This is a genomic window from Pantoea sp. 1.19, assembly GCF_001922585.1.
Taxonomy (GTDB): Bacteria; Pseudomonadota; Gammaproteobacteria; order Enterobacterales; family Enterobacteriaceae; genus 1-19.
In genome coordinates this window covers 181,245-199,567 of sequence record NZ_MRBS01000002.1, presented here as the reverse complement: position 1 = coordinate 199,567, position 18,323 = coordinate 181,245, and the positions used below count along the sequence as shown (strand labels likewise).

The 18,323-nt window shown below is 61.5% G+C and carries 14 protein-coding genes and 1 tRNA gene; 5 read left to right on the top strand and 10 right to left on the bottom strand.

Features of this window, described 5'->3' with window-relative positions:
• Window positions 1-797: 797 nt before the first annotated feature.
• The gene (locus BS626_RS04935) at window positions 798-1,547 is read left to right on the top strand and encodes an SDR family NAD(P)-dependent oxidoreductase (RefSeq protein WP_075181284.1); all 750 of its coding nucleotides are present in this window, start codon (window positions 798-800) and stop codon (window positions 1,545-1,547) included.
• Window positions 1,548-2,880: 1,333 nt separating this feature from the next.
• Here the strand turns inward: BS626_RS04935 and BS626_RS04930 are convergent.
• The 3 genes from BS626_RS04930 to BS626_RS04920 all read right to left on the bottom strand — a co-directional run bounded on the left by BS626_RS04930 (window position 2,881) and on the right by BS626_RS04920 (window position 5,063).
• Window positions 2,881-2,957, bottom strand: a tRNA-Pro gene (locus tag BS626_RS04930).
• A gap of 98 nt (window positions 2,958-3,055) precedes the next feature.
• Entirely contained in the window at window positions 3,056-4,810 is a 1,755-nt protein-coding gene (gene yejM, locus BS626_RS04925; protein ID WP_075181283.1) for an LPS biosynthesis-modulating metalloenzyme YejM, read from the bottom strand.
• A 25-nt stretch (window positions 4,811-4,835) separates the two neighbouring features.
• Window positions 4,836-5,063 carry a YejL family protein gene (locus tag BS626_RS04920; RefSeq protein WP_075181282.1) on the bottom strand — a complete coding sequence of 76 codons (228 nt, stop codon included), beginning with the start codon at window positions 5,061-5,063 and terminating at the stop codon, window positions 4,836-4,838.
• A gap of 208 nt (window positions 5,064-5,271) precedes the next feature.
• Between BS626_RS04920 and yejK the strand changes: the two genes are divergently transcribed.
• Entirely contained in the window at window positions 5,272-6,276 is a 1,005-nt protein-coding gene (yejK, locus tag BS626_RS04915; protein ID WP_075181281.1) for a nucleoid-associated protein YejK, read from the top strand.
• Between the two features lie 52 nt (window positions 6,277-6,328).
• On the opposite strand, the gene rplY is transcribed toward yejK, so the two are convergent.
• On the bottom strand, window positions 6,329-6,613 hold the full coding sequence (rplY, locus tag BS626_RS04910; RefSeq protein ID WP_075181280.1) for a 50S ribosomal protein L25: 285 nt from the start codon (window positions 6,611-6,613) through the stop codon (window positions 6,329-6,331).
• Between the two features lie 109 nt (window positions 6,614-6,722).
• Window positions 6,723-8,480 (bottom strand): DEAD/DEAH box helicase, encoded by a 1,758-nt coding sequence (locus BS626_RS04905; RefSeq protein WP_075181279.1) that lies wholly within the window; start codon window positions 8,478-8,480, stop codon window positions 6,723-6,725.
• A 179-nt stretch (window positions 8,481-8,659) separates the two neighbouring features.
• Between BS626_RS04905 and rsuA the strand changes: the two genes are divergently transcribed.
• The 3 genes from rsuA to BS626_RS04890 all read left to right on the top strand — a co-directional run bounded on the left by rsuA (window position 8,660) and on the right by BS626_RS04890 (window position 11,062).
• Window positions 8,660-9,352: a 16S rRNA pseudouridine(516) synthase RsuA gene (gene rsuA, locus BS626_RS04900; RefSeq protein ID WP_075181278.1), complete on the top strand. Its 693-nt coding sequence runs from the start codon at window positions 8,660-8,662 to the stop codon at window positions 9,350-9,352.
• A gap of 41 nt (window positions 9,353-9,393) precedes the next feature.
• The gene (locus BS626_RS04895; RefSeq protein WP_075181277.1) at window positions 9,394-10,590 is read left to right on the top strand and encodes a Bcr/CflA family multidrug efflux MFS transporter; all 1,197 of its coding nucleotides are present in this window, start codon (window positions 9,394-9,396) and stop codon (window positions 10,588-10,590) included.
• Between the two features lie 85 nt (window positions 10,591-10,675).
• Complete coding sequence (locus BS626_RS04890) at window positions 10,676-11,062, top strand: hypothetical protein (protein ID WP_240494271.1); 387 nt, start codon at window positions 10,676-10,678, stop codon at window positions 11,060-11,062.
• Here the strand turns inward: BS626_RS04890 and yejF are convergent.
• The 5 genes from yejF to BS626_RS04865 form a co-directional block, all read right to left on the bottom strand.
• A complete protein-coding gene (gene yejF, locus BS626_RS04885) occupies window positions 11,013-12,599 on the bottom strand; it encodes a microcin C ABC transporter ATP-binding protein YejF (protein ID WP_075181275.1) in 1,587 nt (528 codons plus the stop codon). The genes BS626_RS04890 and yejF overlap by 50 nt on opposite strands.
• Before the next feature lies 1 nt (window position 12,600).
• Entirely contained in the window at window positions 12,601-13,626 is a 1,026-nt protein-coding gene (locus BS626_RS04880; protein ID WP_075181274.1) for a microcin C ABC transporter permease, read from the bottom strand.
• Complete coding sequence (locus BS626_RS04875) at window positions 13,623-14,711, bottom strand: microcin C ABC transporter permease YejB (protein ID WP_075181273.1); 1,089 nt, start codon at window positions 14,709-14,711, stop codon at window positions 13,623-13,625. Before BS626_RS04875 ends, BS626_RS04880 begins: the two co-directional genes overlap by 4 nt.
• Window positions 14,712-14,722: 11 nt before the next feature.
• Window positions 14,723-16,525, bottom strand: coding sequence for an extracellular solute-binding protein (locus BS626_RS04870; protein ID WP_075181272.1), 1,803 nt, complete (start codon window positions 16,523-16,525; stop codon window positions 14,723-14,725).
• A gap of 82 nt (window positions 16,526-16,607) precedes the next feature.
• Complete coding sequence (locus BS626_RS04865) at window positions 16,608-18,197, bottom strand: cyclic di-GMP phosphodiesterase (protein ID WP_075181271.1); 1,590 nt, start codon at window positions 18,195-18,197, stop codon at window positions 16,608-16,610.
• Window positions 18,198-18,323: the final 126 nt, after the last annotated feature.

Genomic DNA, 18,323 nt, shown 5'->3' with positions numbered 1-18,323 from the left:
AGGGCGCAGCCGCGGCAAAAACGCTTCGCTGCCGGCGCTGAACGCCAGCGCCACCTTGCTCACGACGCCCGGCAGCCGCAGCGTCCCGGCGTGAAGCGAAGCACTGGCCTGAATAACGGGTATTGGACGCGACCGCCGCCGCCGTTGAGTCTGTAGCATGCCGGCGTGCGGTGACGTGGTGGTGACAGAGCCGATGACACCCTCCGGCGCCGGCGTCTGGAAGAGGAGGCCGGCGACAAAACGGTGTCAAACTGCCGCCGCTGAGCGGACGGGGGATGAAAACGGGCAGGGCTAACGCGTCCCGTTCCGCCGCCGCCGGGTGTCGTCACGGCGGCGGCGGAGCGGACAGCGTAAAGGCGCCGCCCGGCTTGGTATAGCGCGTACCGCGCGGGCGGCGGTCCGGCTGTCGCTGGCGGCGCAAAGACCCTGTTCAGATAGCGGATATCCGCTCGCGCCACGCTGCGGATCATGGCCCGTCCCACGCGGGCCCGCTCGCGCCGCGACGACGATCGCCCGCCGTGTGGACGGTGATCATGGCGGCCGACGCCCTCCTCTTGTCAGCGCGGCGTTGACCTCAGGCCAGCCGCTGACGCCCGAATTCCGATTACATTTACTGTTTAATCAAATAAGTAACGTTAAAAAGTGTCCTGCTGTGGGCAATCGCCTCAGCGCGTAGTAAACCTTATGCAAATGTGTCTGCCGGCTGGTGAGCGACGCGGCGGGCTGCTATACCAGGCCATCGGCGACGACCGGCCACTGGCCGGCCTGATGCCCTCACAAGGACGGGAGAAACAGCCATGATCTCATTATGCGGTAAGGTGGTTATCATCACCGGAGCGGCCAGCGGCATCGGCGAAGCGATTGCGCGGCAGTGTTGTCAGCTGGGGGCGGCGGTGGTGATCGCCGATGTCAGCGAAGAGAAAGGCGAGGCCGTCGCGGCAGCGCTGCGTCAGGGCGGTGGGCAGGCGCGGTTTTTCCCGCTCGATGCCACCCGCGAGCAGGATAACCAGCGGGTTATTGCGTTTGCCGTGGAGGCATTTGGCGGGCTGGATGTGGTCTGTGCCAACGCTGGCATAGCGAGAGACGGTCCGGCGACCGCGCTCAGCTACCTCGACTGGCAGCAGACGCTGGCGGTGAATCTCAGTGGGGTATTTTTGCTTAATAAATACGCGATTGCTTACTGGTTAGACCAGGGCAGGGGAGGGGCGATCGTCAACACCGGCTCCATTCACTCCTGGGTCGGTCGCGCCGGCGTTACCGCCTACAGCGCCTCAAAGGGCGGGGTAAAACTGCTGACGCAAACGCTGGCGCTGGACTACGCCAAACACGGGATCCGGGTCAACGCGGTATGCCCGGGCTACATTGATACGCCGCTGCTGAAGGGGCTCAGCGACAGTGAACGGCAGCGGCTGATTGCGCTGCATCCCCTGGGACGACTGGGCCGGGCGGAAGAGGTTGCCAGCGCGGTGGCCTTTCTCGCCAGCGATGCCGCCAGCTATATCTCCGGTACCAGCCTGCTGGTTGACGGTGGCTATGTCGCGCAGTAGCTCGCCGCCGGCAGAGCGATAAAAGGGGGCACCGGGCGGCCAATGCCGGCGATGCCTCGCGGAAGAGAACGGTCAGCCGGAGGTGAAAAGAGGGGATATGCAGGCAGGCATCCTGATGATGGCGCCCCTGAGGCCCGGATGACCGCTGCTAAACGCGGATGACGGGGGAAAGAGCGCGGGTCGTTGGTCGTGTGAGCAAGACGCGGTGCTGCGCGCCCGGAGTGCGGGTGGCGTCACCCGGCGGCGCGGCGCAGGCCGTGGCGAACAGTGGGTCGGGACGTTTCTGGCAGGGGGATCCCCTGCCCGGGGGGCAGCCACCCGATCCGACGGGCCGCTCCCGGGGGCGCCGCGCGACCAAACCTGCAGGTCGCCAGCGACATGCCTTCAGGGCTGAGGGCTATCTCACATCAACCGTCCAGGCCGAACGTCTTCCGCTCATGCCCGGAAAGTCTCTAACAGTGAGGCGTTACACCTGCCGGTATTGAACATCCGGGTAACAGCGGTGCTCCTTATTGCACAACGGCTGGACGGGCAGTTGTGGTGTAGATGACCCCTATCAATGAGCAAGGCATTATCCCCTGACTGAACGGAAACAGGTCACGCGGTGTCATTCACCGGATCGTCACGTTGATATAAAGCATATAAAATCAGTACGTCAGGTACTCATTTCTCAAAGCGTGGGATCCCGCTGGAATCATCGGGGTGATGAAGATGCGCAGAAGGCGCACGATTTTTATGTCGCTCCGGGAGGCAGGCTTAGCCCGCAAGGGGAAGACCGGGCGTGATCTCTGCATCGGGAAGATCGTATGGGAGCGCCCGATAATGACGTGCTGAACAGGACAATCGTAGAAAAATGCAGCCGGCGATGAAAAATGCCGGCCACCGCGGCGGGACTTTTGCCTGTCCGTCGCACGTGAGTATCCGGTCCGGCCACCCTCTTTCTTGCTCAACGAGAGCCTTAGCCGGCTTGTCGGTATCGACGCCAGCCCGCGCTCCCTGAGGGGGCAGCGGCGCGCTGACGCTGCTGCGACAGATACCAGACGTGGTGCACGTCATGCCGCCAGTGCTGGCCGCCTGCGGCGCGCTGGCATACGCTCCGTTCGACCGAGGGGTGACTCAACAGACAGCGTAACGCCCGCTGCGGCTTCCGTTACCCACACTCCCGGGCGCGTTTGACAGAGTGGCAAGCGTGCACGGAGTGCTATGGTGCCGAGCCGGCAGAATGCGCAGGGTATTAGAAACAGGGCGGCGCAAGGTGATAGCAGTAGTACGCCGCCGTGCACAACTAAAAAGGGCTAATCTTGCGATTAGCCCTTTTTAGTTTGGGATAATTTGGTCGGCACGAGAGGATTTGAACCTCCGACCCCTGACACCCCATGACAGTGCGCTACCAGGCTGCGCTACGTGCCGACTTGTGGGGGGTAATACTACCGTTTCTTCGCGCGATTGCAAGCCCCTAACGTGTTGACCGCTCTAGATTTAAGCAATTCGCGGGCGGCGGGCGCCCGCTAGTTGGCGATAAAGCGTTTCTGTTCGGTCAGTACCTGCAGCAGCAGCGTAAGCTGCGGCTTATGATCCTTCAACGCCTGGCCTGCAGCGTCCCAGGCGCGGTAGCCGCCGTTATTGTCCAGCATCAGGGTGGTGGTCGGGGTAGTGACCACCAGCTGGTTCTCCTCCGTGCCGGCGACCCAGTTGTGGCGGCGCTGCGCGGCAAACAGATCTTCGCCCTGCGAGTAATCCGCCGGGGCGTTGCGCACGTGCAGCAGGCGCTGCATCAGAGTGGTCATGACGTCCTGATGGTCGGTCAGGCGGGTGATGGTTTGTGCCGGCGTATTCGGCCAGTGGATAACCAGCGGAACCTGCAGCTGTGCGCGGTCGCCGGGGGAGGGATCCAGCCGGTCCAGCACCACGCCGCGGCGGGCGGTGATAACCACCACGGTGTTGTCCAACAGATCGCGCTCACGCAGCGTATCCAGCACGCGCTGAATTTGGGCATCCACATCCGCTGCGCTGCGCTGGTAGCGGCGCTGGACGGTTTTCAGATTATCCCCCAGGTCGTCGCCGGCGCTCAGCGACAGCCACGAGAACCACGGCGTCTGGCCGCGCTTTTGCGCCTCCAGCCAGCGCTGGAACTGGGCAGTGGTGTCAGCATTGCTCTGCTGTTCGCTGGCGGGCAGCGAGAAGTCGGCCAGCAGGGCCTGGCGATACAGCGGCGCGCTGAAGCCCTCGGTCGAGAACAGGCCAAACTGGTAGCCCTGCTGACTGAGCGAGCTGAACAGCGCCGACGGAATGCGCGACGCGAGAACGCCGTCCATAAAGCTCGGTGAGATACCGTAAAACAGCCCGAACAGCCCCGCCTCATCCTGATTGCTGGCACTGAAATGCTGGCGGAAATTGACGTTGCTCTCGGCAAAGCGCTGCAGATTTGGCAGCGCGGTCGGCAGGCTGCTGGCGTTCAGCCCGTCGACGGTGACCACCAGCAGATTATTGCGGGTGCCGCCGTCGCGGAATGTGATGTCGTTCAGCGGATAGGCCACCGACAGCGCCTCCGGATTACCTTGCTCCACCAGCCGGCGCTGATAGGCCTGCGCATCGAGCAGGCCGTGACGTTCGAGGAAGCGGCGCGCGGTCATCGGATAGGAGAGCGGCAGGTTAGCCCGCTGCATAGTAATTGGCCGATAGAAATTGGCGTCCGCCCAGATATACATCAGGTGGCTGGTAAAAAAGGCCACGATAAACAGCGCCGCCAGCGGCTTACCGAAGCGACGGCGATTGAGGCTGCGCAGCTTCTGCCAGCTCCAGGTGGCAAACAGCATCTCCACCAGGAACAGCACCGGGATGCTGATAAACATCAGCTGCCAGTCGCGCGCCAGCTCGCTCTGATCGGGGTTAACCACCAGCTCCCACACCACCGGATTAAGGTGCAGGTGGAAGCGGCTGAACACCGCGCTGTCCACCAGCAGCAGGGTCAGGCCGGCGGTGGCGACAATCGCCGACAGAAAGCGCAGCAGCCGCTGCGACATCACCACAAAGGTCAGCGGAAAGATGATAAGCAGATAGGCGGCAAATGCAATGAAGCTGAAGTGGCCGACCCAGCTGGTGTAAGCGTAGATGCGTCCGGCCAGCGATCCTGGCCAGTCAGAGACGAACAGATAACGACTGCCGAGTGCCAGGGTCAGCAGGATATTAAACAGGGCGAACCAGTGCCCCCAGCTGATCATCTGGGAGACTTTTTCTCGGTATCGCTGCCGGTTATTGACCATAGCGGGATCGCATCACCCTCAGTATTTAATGGGCGCTGTCTTCACGCACCGAGGCTTGCAGCGCCTCAGCAAATGAACGCGCCAGCGTGGTGCGTTGAGCAGGGGATATCTGGTTGTTGATGACGTTAGTCACCATGTTGCCCAGCACCATCAGCGAGAGATCGGTCGGGGCATTATCTTTTTCCAGCACGCTGGCCAGCTCGGTAAGCAGAGCTTCGACGCGTGCGTCGCTGTAACGGGATGATTGTGGCATAAGAACACATTATCTGGATATTAAAGGGCGCTATCTTAACGTATCACCGCGCGTTTATCTGCATTTTTATAGCCAAAAAAAGGCCGCGTCCGCAAGGTGGGGGCCGAGGTAGCGCCCGCGCCGCGCCGCTGCGGTGTGCAGAAAACGCGTTGAAAGCCATCTCCGGGAGTGATTGAATACGCCCCCTGAGCCAACAGGAGAGTGAATCATGAGCCTGGATATCCACCAGATAGCCTTGCACCAGCTGATCAAACGCGACGAACAGACGCTGGAGCTGGTCCTGCGCGAGTCCCTTTTGCCGGAAACGGCCGCCGTCAGTGAGATGATGGCCGAACTGCACCGCGTCTACAGCGCTAAAAATAAAGCCTATGGTCTGTTTAACGACGACAGCGAACTGGCGGAGGCGCTGAAGCATCATCGTCAGGGGCAGGACGATTTTCTGGCGTTCAGCCGCGCTGCTACCGGGCGCCTGCGCGATGAGCTGGCGAAATACCCGTTTGCTGAAGGGGGCATTGTGCTGTTTGCCCACTATCGCTACCTCGCGGTGGAGTACCTGCTGGTGGCGGTGCTGAGTAGTCAGCAGAGTATGCGGGTCAATGATGAGCTGGATATCAGCGCCACGCAGTACCTTGATCTGCACCACGCCGATATCGTGGCGCGTATCGATCTCACCGAGTGGGAAACCCTGCCGACATCTACCCGCTATCTGACCTTTCTGCGCGGCCGCGTCGGGCGCAAAGTGGCCGACTTCTTTATGGACTTCCTGGGCGCCAGCGTCGGGCTGGACACCAAAGCGCAGAATAAAGGCCTGCTGCAGGCGGTAGAGGACTACTGTGCCGAGTCCGGGGCCGACAAGCAGGAGCGTCAGCAGTATCGCCAGCAAGTCTACAGCTACTGCAACGAGCAGCTGCAGGCCGGTGAAGAGATCGCGCTGGCGGAGCTCTCCAGCGAGCTGGCGCCGCTCGGTGAGAAAAGCCTGGAAGCGTTTACCCGCGATCAGGGCTATGCGCTGGAAGAGCACTTTCCGGCGGACCGCAGTACCCTGCGTCAGCTGACCAAATTTGCCGGCAGCGGCGGTGGCCTGACCCTGAATTTTGATGCGCTGCTGTTGGGCGAGCGCATTTTCTGGGATCCCGCGACTGACACCCTGACCATCAAGGGCACGCCGCCAAACCTGCGTGACCAGCTGCAGCGCCGCACCAGCGGAAAATAAGCCAAAAAAAAACGCCGCAAAGGCGGCGTTTCTTCTCAACCCGGTTCGGCAATTACGCGCGAACGAAGTCGATGTGGTGCAGTTTCGGCTTGAACGGATGACGCTGAACAGCCTGAACTTTTACTTTGGTTTCTTTACCGTCGACAACCAGAGTCAGCACGTCGGTGTAGAACTCAGGCTTAACCTGCATGTTCATCACGTAGTCGTGATCCAGTTCGATAGAAACCGCAGCGTCGTTACCACCGTAGATGATCGCGGGGAATTTGTTCGCTGCGCGCAGGCGGCGGCTCGCACCCTTACCCTGCTCTTTACGTGCTTCTGCATTGATAGTGAACATTGTCATTTCTCTTAAAGTCAATGGCCTGTAACAGGCGACCCAGCTACAGGTTAAATAGTGCTGCTTTTGCGGGTGCAAAAGCGGGCGGGATTATAGCGGGCTTTGCCGGTCAACGCAATTCATGGGCGCGGCGATAGCGTCCCTGGTAATCAAATACTTTTTCGCGGACCTGCCAGAAGTGCCCCTTATTACGCGCCACCACGAAGTCGGGATGGCGCAGCAGCGGCTGCAGCGCCACCACGTCCGCCGCGCGCTGCCAGCCAAGATCGACGCCCGGAGCGCGCTGATGTGGGCGCATAAACAGCAGTTCAAAGACTTTGCGCTGGGCCGGGGTGGCCAGGCGAAAGCGTTCGCTGACGCTGAGTCCTTCTTCATCGAAATAGGTGGCTTTCAGCCACTCGCCTTTGGCGTCTCCCCCGGCTTCCAGCGTCATGCCGCCGCAGCGCAGCACCCGCGCGTCTTTCAGCTTCAGCGCCGCTTTCAGCATGTCATCCGGATCCACCAGCACCGCGTCGCAGGCGTGGCAGCGGCGGGCGGCAATGTCATTTACGGCGTCGCAATGCGGGCAGGATTTAAAGCGGAAGCGGTAATCACACTGCGCCCGATCGTCGTCGTCGCGGTGGATAATGCCCTGACAGCGGCGTCCAAAGTGCTCCAGTACCAGTCCCTCTTCCGTGGCTTTGCCCCAGAACAGATTGGCGAAGCCGCAGGCGGGGCAGAAAACCTGTACCGGCTGATTATCGCTGTTGCCCTTTGGCGCCCCTACCTCCGGGGTGAACAGATCGTGGCCGTTACCGGCATAATCAAGCACCAGACAGTCCGTTTTACCCGGATAGAGCCGCAGGCCGCGGCCGACGATTTGCTGATAGAGGCTGACCGACTCGGTCGGGCGCAGGATGGCAATCACGTCGACGTGCGGTGCGTCAAAGCCGGTGGTGAGTACCGCAACGTTAACCAGATAACGCAGCTGCTGCGCTTTAAATGCATGAATCAGCGCATCGCGCTCGGGACCCGGGGTGTCGGCGCTGATCAGCGCGGCGCGATCGGCCGGCAGCCGCCCCAGCACTTCGCGAGCGTGTTCGACGGTGGCGGCAAAAATCATGATCCCGCGACGCCCTTCGGACAGGGTGAGGATTTGTTGAATAATGTGCGGCGTTACCCGCGCCTGTTGACGCAGTGCAGCATTCAGCTCGCTCTCGTTGAACAGTCCGCTGCTCTGCGGCTGCAGGCGCGAAAAGTCATAGTGTACCACCGGCATATCCAGTCGCTGTGGCGGTACCAGGAAGCCGTGCTTGATCATGTAGCGCAGCGGCAGTTCGTAAATGCATTCGCGAAACAGCGTCTGCGCATCGCCGCGTACCATGCCGTGGTAGTGATACTGATATATCCATCCGCGCCCCAGGCGGTAGGGGGTGGCGGTGAGGCCAAGCAGGCACAGGCGGGGATTACGCCGCCGCAGATGCTGCAAAATTTGCTGATATTGACTCTGCTCATCATCGCCGATGCGGTGACACTCATCGACGATCAGCAGCGAAAAGGCGTCGTCGAAGGCCTCAAGGTTGCGCGCGACCGATTGCACACTGCCAAACACGACCTGACGCGCGGCGTCGCGGCGCGCCAGCCCGGCAGCGAAAATATCGGCCGACAGCCCCCAGGCCTCATATTTCGCATGGTTCTGCTCGACCAGCTCCTTAACGTGGGCCAGCACCAGCACCCGACCGCGGGCCAGCCGCGCCAGTTCGGCGATAACCAGGCTTTTGCCCGCCCCGGTGGGCAGGACGATCACCGCCGGCTCATGCGAGCGGCGAAACCAGTTGAGGGTGGCATCCACCGCTTCCTGTTGATAGGGGCGCAGGCTCCAGGACATCCGCAATACCGCTTAACAAAAAGGGCAGTATGCCATGAAAATGATGGACAGCGGAAAAGCAGACTGTGCCCGGCGGGCAACAGACGCTATACTGACGGCTTCTGCAACCCCAGTCTTGCATCATCCTCCGGACGCATCGCGTCCGTGCAACAGTTAACACAACAGGCCAGACACCATTCATGCGACTTGATAAGTTTCTCTCCCAACAATTAGAGATCAGCCGGGCGATTGCCGCGCGGGAACTGCGGGCAAAACGCGTCACCGTTGACGGCGAGATCGTCCGCGACGGCGCCGTTAAGCTGACCGCCGACAGTCAGGTAGCGTATGACGGTAATCTGCTGCAGATGCAGACCGGCCCGCGCTACTTTATGCTGAATAAGCCGCAGGGCTACGTCTGCTCGACGGACGATCCGCTACATCCGACCGTACTCTATTTCCTCGAAGAGCCGGTGGCGTACAAGCTGCACGCCGCCGGACGGCTGGATATCGATACCACCGGACTGGTGCTGATGACCGATGACGGCCAGTGGTCGCACCGCATTACGTCACCGCGCCACCACTGTGAAAAAACCTACCTGGTGACCCTCGCCGAGCCGATTGCCGACGACGTCGCCGCGCAGTTCGCCGCCGGCATCCAGCTGCATAACGAAAAAAACCTGACCCAACCCGCCAGTCTGGCGATCCTCTCGCCGCAGCAGGTGCGTATCACCCTCAGCGAAGGCCGCTATCACCAGGTGAAGCGCATGTTTGCCGCCGTGGGCAACCACGTGACCGCGCTGCACCGTGAACGCATCGGGGATGTGGTACTGGACGAGACGCTGGAGCCGGGCGAATACCGTCCGCTGACTGCCGCGGAAATTGCCGGCTTTTAGGAAACTAACGGGCGCGCCAGGGCGGGCCGGAGAGAGGGGATGTGAGTCAGGAAAAAAATTCGTCGCTGGGGCTGGTGGTTATCCTTGGCCTGCTGGCGATGCTGATGCCGCTGTCTATCGATATGTATTTGCCGGCGTTTCCGGACATCGCCCGCGAGTTTAGCGTCAGCGCCGGGCGGGTGCAGATGACCCTCAACACCTATATTCTCGGTTTTGCGCTCGGCCAGCTGCTGTACGGGCCGCTGGCCGATAGCATCGGCCGCAAGCCGGTCATTGCCGTTGGCACGCTTATCTTTGCGGTGGCCGCCGGCGGCTGCGCCCTGGCGCAGAGTATCGATCAGCTGATTCAGCTGCGCTTTCTGCACGGGCTGGCGGCGGCGGCGGGCAGCGTGGTGATTAACGCGGTGATGCGCGACAGCTACTCGAAAGAGGAGTTTTCGCGCATGATGTCATTTGTAATGCTGGTGACCACGGTCGCGCCGCTGCTGGCGCCGATCCTCGGCGGCTGGCTGCTGCTGGCCTTCAGCTGGCATGCCATTTTCTGGACCATTGCCGCCGCCGCGGTGGTGACCACGCTGCTGGTGGTGACGCAAATTCGCGAAACGCTGCCGGCCAGCCGGCGACAGCGCTTTCATCTGCGCACCACCGTCGGTAACTTCGCCACCCTGTTTCGCCACCAGCGGGTGCTGAGCTATATGCTGGCCAGCGGCTTTTCGTTTGCCGGACTGTTCTCGTTTCTGAACGCCGGGCCGTTTGTCTATATCGAGTTGAATCACATACCGCCGCAGCAGTTTGGCTACTATTTTGCGCTGAACGTGGTGTTTCTGTTCATCGTCACGCTGATCAACAGCCGCGTTGTGCGCCGCGTAGGCCCGCTGAATATGTTCCGCCTGGCGCTGGCGATTCAGTTTTCCATGGGGATCTGGCTACTTATCGTCAGCGCATTTAACCTCGGGTTTCTGCCGCTGGTGTTTGGCGTGGCGCTGTTCATTGGCTGCGTGGCGATGGTCTCCTCCAATGCGATGGCGGTGATCCTCGATGAGTTTCCCCACATGGCCGGCACCGCCTCTTCGCTGGCCGGTACGCTGCGCTTTGGCATCGGCGCGCTGGTGGGGGCGCTACTGGCGAGCGCAGAGGCGCACAGCGCCTGGCCGATGGTCTGGTCGATTACCCTCTGCGCGACCGCGTCGATTCTGCTCGCGCTGTATGCCAGCCGCCCGCGAAAAAGCGCGGGCTGAACCCCCGCTGTCGGCAGGGCGAGTTTTTTGTGAAATTGTTGCTATAATGTGAACTTATTGCATGCTGTTATTAACAATTTCGCAGGTGACACTTTTGCATCTTTCCGTCGTACAACGCTTACCGCAAACCTGGCGGGTATCGGCCGATCGTCCCGGCTTTCCGGTGCTGGCCCTGGCTTCCGCCAGCGGCGATGACTACATCGGACTACAGCTGCTGGGGCTGGAGGGCGCGCTGGCCTGGGAGGTCATGCAGGGCCTGCAGCAGACCCTGAGCGAGATCCAGATCGCCTGTTTTGTGGCGGAGTGGCTGGGGCAGCCGTGCCTGTTTGTGCACCGCAGCGACGAGAGCGCCGCCAACTGTCGGTTAAAAAATCTCGGCGTGGCAATCGCCGAAAGCATCTGCGGCGGACGCGATGAAGCGCTTAACGGAAGCTCAGCAGCTGGCGGGTGTAAGCCTGCTGCGGAGCGCTGAACACCGCTTCGGTCTCACCCTGTTCAACCACCTCGCCCCGGCGCAGTACCACCACCTGATGGCACAGTGCGCGCACCACCTCGAGGTCGTGGCTGATAAATAGCCACGCCAGCTGGCGCTCCTGCTGCAGACGCCTGAGCAGATTCAGGATCTGCTTCTGCACCGAGCGATCCAGCGATGAGGTGGGTTCATCAAGAATAACCAGCTGTGGCTCAAGGATCAGCGCGCGGGCAATGGCGATGCGCTGGCGCTGTCCGCCCGAGAACTCCGCCGGATAGCGGTGGCGGCTCTCCGCCGGCAGACCCACTTCCTCCAGTGCGGCTATCACCCGGGCGTCGCGCGCGGCGCGGTTTAGCTGTGGATGATGCACCTCCAGCCCCTCCGCGACGATCTGCGCCACCGTCAACCGGGGATTGAGCGAAGCGTTGGGATCCTGAAACACCACCTGAATCTGCCGCCGCAGCGGCAGCATCTGGCGGCGGTTAAGGGTATGCAGCGGGCGATCGGCGAACCAAATTTCCCCCTGCGAAGCAATCAGCCGCAGTAGCGCCAGCCCGGCGGTGCTTTTACCGGATCCTGACTCGCCCACCAGGCCGAGGCTCTCCCCCGGACGCAACGAAAAGCTGAGGGACTTTAGCGCCTGCACGCTGTCGACGGTGCGCCGCAGCAGGCCGCGGCGGATCGGGAAGGCGACCCGGAGATCCGTCACCCGCAGCAGCGGGGGCGCGGCGCTCACCGGCAGCGGGCGCCCCTCCGGATTGGCATGCAGCAGCTCGCGCGTGTAAGGGTGCTGCGGCGCGGTAAACAGCGCGGCGGCGGCGTTCTGCTCCACCGCGCGCCCCTTGCGCATCACCACCACCTGATCCGCCAGTCGGCGAACAATCGTCAGGTTGTGAGTAATAAACAGCAGCGACATATTCAGCTCCCGCTTCAGCTCCTGCAGCAGGGTCAGAATCTGCGCCTGTACCGAGACGTCCAGCGCGGTCGTCGGCTCATCGGCAATCAGCAGCTCGGGCCGGGTCAGCAGCGCCATCGCAATCATCACCCGCTGCCGCTCACCGCCGGACAGCTGATGCGGATAGTCGTTCAGCCGCTGCAGCGGCTGGCGGATCCCCACGCGATCGAGACAGTCAAGAATTTCGCCACGGGCGGCCTCCCGGCGCAGGCCGCGGTGTAGCGACAGCACCTCCGCCAGCTGTTTTTCCAGCGTGTGCAGCGGATTGAGGGACACCATCGGCTCCTGGAAAATCATCGCCATGCGGTTGCCGCGCAGACCGCGCAGCGTGGGTTCGTCGGCGGTAAGCACATCCAGGCCGTCAAACAGAATACGCCCACCGGGGTAGACCACCGGCGGCGTCGGCAGCAGGCGCATCACTGACAGCGCGGTGACGCTTTTGCCGGATCCCGACTCGCCGACCAGCGCCAGCGTTTCGCCCGCGTGCAGCTGAAAGGAGAGGGCGTCAACGACCCGGCGTTCGCTGCGGCCCTGGCGGAAAGCGAGGCTCAGGGCATCGAGAGAGAGCAAAGGTTGCGTCATATTAATGCGCCTTGGAAGGGTCGAAGGCGTCGCGCACCGCTTCGCCAATGAAAATCAGCAGCGTCAGCAGCGTTGCCAGAGAGAAAAAGGCCGTCAGCCCCAGCCACGGCGCCTGCAAATTATTTTTCCCCTGCAGCAGCAGCTCACCGAGCGACGGCGAGCCGAGCGGCAGACCAAATCCCAGAAAATCCAGCGAGGTTAGGGTCGTCACCGATCCACAGAGGATAAACGGCACATACGTCAGGGTGGCCACCATCGCGTTGGGCAGCATATGGCGTAGCATAATGCGGCTGTCGCTCACCCCCAGCGCCTGCGCGGCGCGGATATAGTCAAAGTTGCGCGTGCGTAAGAATTCCGCCCGCACCACGCCGACCAGCGCCATCCAGCCAAACAGCACGGTGATGCCCAGCAGCCACCAGAAGCTGGGCTGAATCACGCTGGAGAGCAGAATAATCAAAAACAGGGTCGGCATTCCCGACCAGACTTCAATAAAGCGCTGGCCCCACAAATCCACCCGGCCGCCAAAGTAGCCCTGTACCGCGCCGGCGGTGATGCCGATCGCGCTGGAAGCCAGCGTCAGCGCGAAGCCAAACAGGAGCGAGATGCGCGCGCCGTACAGTACCCGCGCCAGTACGTCGCCGCCGTTCGCGTCGGTACCGAGCCAGTTTTGCGCCGAGGGCGGCGAGGGAAAGGGTTGCTGGCTGGCAAAGTTAATGCTGTTATCGCCAAAGCGGATCGGTGCCCACAGCACCCAGCCGTCCCGCTCCAGCCGCGCTTTCAGCCACGGATCCTGATAGTCGGCGGCGGTGTGCAGCGGGCCGCCAAAGTCCGCTTCGCTGTAGTTGACCACCAGCGGAAACCAGAAGCGCTGCTGGTAGTGAATCAGCAGCGGCTTGTCGTTCGCCAGTAGCTCGGCGAACAGGCTAAGGAGAAACAGAAGGGCAAACAGCCACAGCGACCAGTAGCCGCGGCGGTTATGACGAAATCGCGCCCAGCGCGCCTGATTGAGGGGACTTAAACGACTCATGAGCGATTCTCGAAATCAATGCGCGGATCCACCAGCGTGTAGGTGATATCGCTGAGGATATTCAGCAGCAGCCCGACCAGCGTGAAGATATAGAGGGTGCCAAACATCACCGGATAATCGCGCTGCAGGGTGGCATCGTAACCCAGCAGCCCCAGTCCGTTAAGGGAGAAGATCACCTCGATCAGCAGCGAACCGGTAAAGAACATGCTGATAAAGGTGGCGGGAAAGCCGGCTATTACCAGCAGCATGGCGTTGCGAAACACGTGGCGATAGAGGATCTGCTGCTCCCCCAGCCCCTTGGCGCGGGCGGTGACCACGTACTGCTTACGAATTTCATCCAGAAAGGCGTTTTTTGTCAGCATCGTCAGGGTGGCAAAGCCGCCAATCACCGTTGCCAGCACCGGCAGGGTAATATGCCACAGATAGTCGCCGATTTTGCCATACCACGGCAGGCTATCAAACTGCGACGAGGTCAGTCCGCGCAAAGGAAACAGATCGAAATAGCTGCCGCCGGCGAACAGGACAATCAGCATGATGGCAAACAGAAACGACGGGATAGCATAGCCAATGATAATCAGCCCGCTGCTCCATACATCAAAGGCGCTGCCGTTACGCACCGCTTTGCGGATCCCCAGCGGGATCGACACCAGATAGATAATCAGCGTGCTCCACAGCCCGATGGTGATCGACACCGGCAGGCGCTCTTTAATCAGGTCAAGCACCGAAGCGCTGCGAAACAGGCTGTCGCCAAAATCCAGCCGCAGATAGTCCCATAGCATGCGGAAATAGCGTTCGTGCAGCGGTTTATCAAAGCCGAAGCGGTGAGTGATCTCGGCAATCACCTCCGGATCGAGTCCGCGGCCGCCGCGATACTGATTGTCGCCGGGTTGGCCGTTCAGCGACGCGCGCGGCGAAGCCGCCTCGCCGCCCCCCGGCAGGCCGGTTTGCTGGCCGAATTCGATGTTGGCGATGGCCTGATCTACCGGCCCCCCCGGGGCAATCTGCACGATAAAAAAGTTCAGGGTAATGATCGCCAGCAGGGTGGGGATCACCAGCAGCAGTCGTCGAATCAAATAGGCGCCCACTCTCTCTCTCCTTAGCGTCGCTGTGCCGGCAGCGTCGCCGCTTTCCCGGCGTCGTACCACCAGCTGCTCAGTCCCAGCGCGTAGCGGGGCCTCTCCGCCGGTCGGGAAAACTTGTTCCACCAGGCGGTACGCTCATCGGCGTTATACCACATGGGAATCTGGTAATGGTTCCACAGTAGCACCCGATCGAGCGCCCGTCCGAGCGGCAGCAGCGCCTGTTCGTCATCCTGGCGGGCAACGATTTGATCAAGCAGTGCGTCCAGCACCGGACTTTTCACCCGCGGGCGATTGTAGCTGGAGTCAATGTACTGCGACTGCCAGCGGATCGGCAGGTCCGCGCTGGGGAAGGGCGTCGCCTGATAAGGGGTAGGGATCATATCGTAATCACCGCTGCGCAGCCGCTTCAAATACTGCGAGCTGTCCACCTGGCGCAGCTGCATCTCAATGCCCAGCCGGCGGAGATTATGCTGGTACGGCAGCACCCATTCGCTGGCGGCACCGCTCATTAACAGCAGCTCGAAGCGGAACGGCTGGCCGGTGGTGGCATGGACCAGGCGCTGATTTTTCACGACCCAGCCCGCCTGCCCAAGGAGCGCGGTGGCGCGCAGCAGATTTTGGCGATCGTAGCCGCTGCCGTCGGAGTGGGGTAGGGTAAAGGGCGCGTGAAACAGCGCCGGCGGCAGCCGATCTTTAAACGGTTCCAGCAGTGCCCGCTCGGCCGCATCGGGCAGGCCGCGGGCGGCATAACGGGTATTCTGGAAGTAGCTGTCAGGCTGTTTATAGGCCTGATAGAACAGCACCCTGTTCATCCAGTTAAAGTCGAAGACCTGCGCCAGCGCTTCACGCACGCGGCGGTCCTGAAACAGGGGCTTTTCGACGTTAAATGCCAGCCAGCGGGTGTCGGTGGTGACGGTATTCGGCTGGGCGTCCTTCACGATGTACCCGGCATCAAACGCCTTTCCGCGGTACTGAGTGGCCCATTTTTTCGCTGACCCCTCACTGCGCAAATCGAAAGCGCCGGCCTTGAAGGCTTCAAACGCGACGTTATCGTCAAGGTAATAGTCGTAGCGCATGGTGTCGAAATTGTAACGCCCGCGGTTAACCGGCAGTGCGGCGGCCCAGTAATCCGTCACCCGGCTGTAGGTTATCGACTGGCCGGGTTTCCAGGCGGTAATGCGGTAGGGGCCACTTCCGGGCGGCGGCGCGGAGAGTGGGGCATCAAGGCGATGATCTTTCCAGAACGATTCCGGCATCACCGGCAGCGTCAGCAGCCCGAGCAGCATATCTTTATTTGCCTGCGGTAGCGCGATCCGCACGGTTAAGCGGTCAATCGCGGTCACGGTGACGCCCTTATAGAACACCCGAAACTGCGGCACGCCTTCGCGCATAAACAGGCCAAAGGTGAAGGCGACATCGCTGGCGGTAATCGGCGAACCGTCGTGAAAGCGCGCCTGCGGGTTGATCCTGACTTCCATCCAGCGGAAATCGTCACGATAGCGTGCGGACTCGGCAATCAGCGGATAATAGCTGCCAACCTCGTCCTCTGCACCGGTAAACAGGCTATCGTACAGGGTGTCGGTTGCCGCGCCGGGTACCCCGCGCGAGGCGAAGCGGTTAAAGCTGTCCCAGGTGCCGATCGCCGACAGCACGATGCTGCCCCCCTTGGGGGCCGCCGGATTAACGTAGTCAAAGTGGGTAAAGCCGGGGGCGTATTTGGGCGTGCCAAGCTGGGCAAAGGCGGTGCCCTCGCGAACCGTTTCGCCGTGCGCCTGGCCCATTAGCAGGAACAGCAGGAATATGAAGCGGGCTTTCATGGCGGCGTTATCTCCCTGAATCAACTCTGGCAGGGCAGACCCCGCCGTTCGTGAGCCAGTGTATCAGCTTCGCGGCGCGCAATTAATGCGATTTACCGTTGCTGACATCCTTCGCTGGCTGACGTGCCAGCCACTCGGCCAGCGCCGTGGGTGACATCGGACGCGCGTAATAATAGCCCTGCAGATAAGTGACACCGTGCGCCACCAGCCAGCTCGCCTGGTCGGCGGTTTCGACGCCTTCGGCCACGGTGTGTAACCGCAGCTTTTTCGCCAGGTTCAGCACCGCATCCAGCACCGGGGAGGTTACCGTTTCATGGCCGATGCTTTGCACAAAGCCGCGATCGATCTTCAGATAATCAAAATGGAACTTCGCCAGATAGATCAGCGCGCTGTGACCGGTGCCGAAATCATCAATAGCGATTTCAATGCCCTGCTGGTGCAGCCAGTCAAACAGCGCCACCATATGGTCTCCGCCAACCATGATGCGTTCGGTCACTTCGAACATATAGGTAAAGCGTCCGGCCGGCATCGTCCCCAGCCACTGGCGCACGTCCAGTTTAAAGTCGTCGTCGTTGAGGTGTAGCGGCGACAGATTCACACCCAGCTTACAGCCCGGCGGCAGGTGCTGACTCAGCAACGGCGCATCGCGGGCGATCAGCCTAAACAGATGGCGAGTCAGGGGGGCAATGAGCCGCTGGCCCTCAGCGAACGCAATAAAGGCATCCGCAGGGATGCGCCCCTGTTCGGGATGGGTCCAGCGCATCAGCGCTTCCACGCCAATCAGCTGGCCGCTGCGGGCGTCGATGACCGGCTGATACTCAACGTGGAATTCATCCCGCTTGATCCCCATCAGGATCTCACGTCCGGGGCGCAGCCGCTGGCTGAGCAATAGCCAGGTGCTGAGGGTAACCAGCACAAACAGCAGGACGCCCCCCAGCAGCAGCAGTAGCAGATCGCGGGTAGTCAGGTGCTCGCCATACAGCCACAGCGTCAGCGGATACCCGCGGATGGCAGTGTGATAGAGCGCATTATCGGGCAGCGCCGCCAGCGGCATAATGCCGTTTTGCCAGGTACCCATCGCGCTGTACGGCGTGCTCAGGGCGATGCCGGTCACCTCATGCTGCTGTGAGACCAGCAGTAGCCAGGGCTGTAAATTGATATTCAGGGTAGTCAGTACCCCCTGGCCCGGTACGCTGGGGTGCCGCGACCAGAGCACCAGCGCCGGCCGCTGCGGCAGCAGCGGCGTACCGGGAATCAGCGACATGTCCCGCGGCAGCTGCCAGTTCAGGCCGGGCGCAATCGCGGCGATGTCGAGCTGAAAATGGCCGGTGGCGGAGGAGCAGAAGGCCTTTTCGTCGCGTACCAGAAGAATGGCGCGGACATTTGGTGCAAGGGCGCCGCGCTCGGTCAGCTGTGGCAGCACCGACGCGCAGTCGCCCGCGGTCCAGGACTGCATCGGTTGCACCAGCAGCATGACGTCGTTAAGGATCCCTTCGAGGTAGTGACGGGTATTGGCGGCCAGCGCTTCATTACTGTGCTGCCGTTTTTGCCAGGTGAACAGCGTTGCAATGAGCAGAAACAGGATCATAAACAGGCTGCCTGCCCCGAGGCTCAGCCACAGCCGGCGGCGTGGGTGAACGACGGTTTTTGCAAAGATATGAGCAAGCGGCATCACTGATTCTCCTGCGCGTTGCCGGAGGCGGAACAGGCCAGATAAGGTCAAGGTGACGGCAGCATATACCCTGTCAGCCTGCGCTGTCTCTCTATTTCTGATAGCGAAACGCTTTTATTTCCGGCG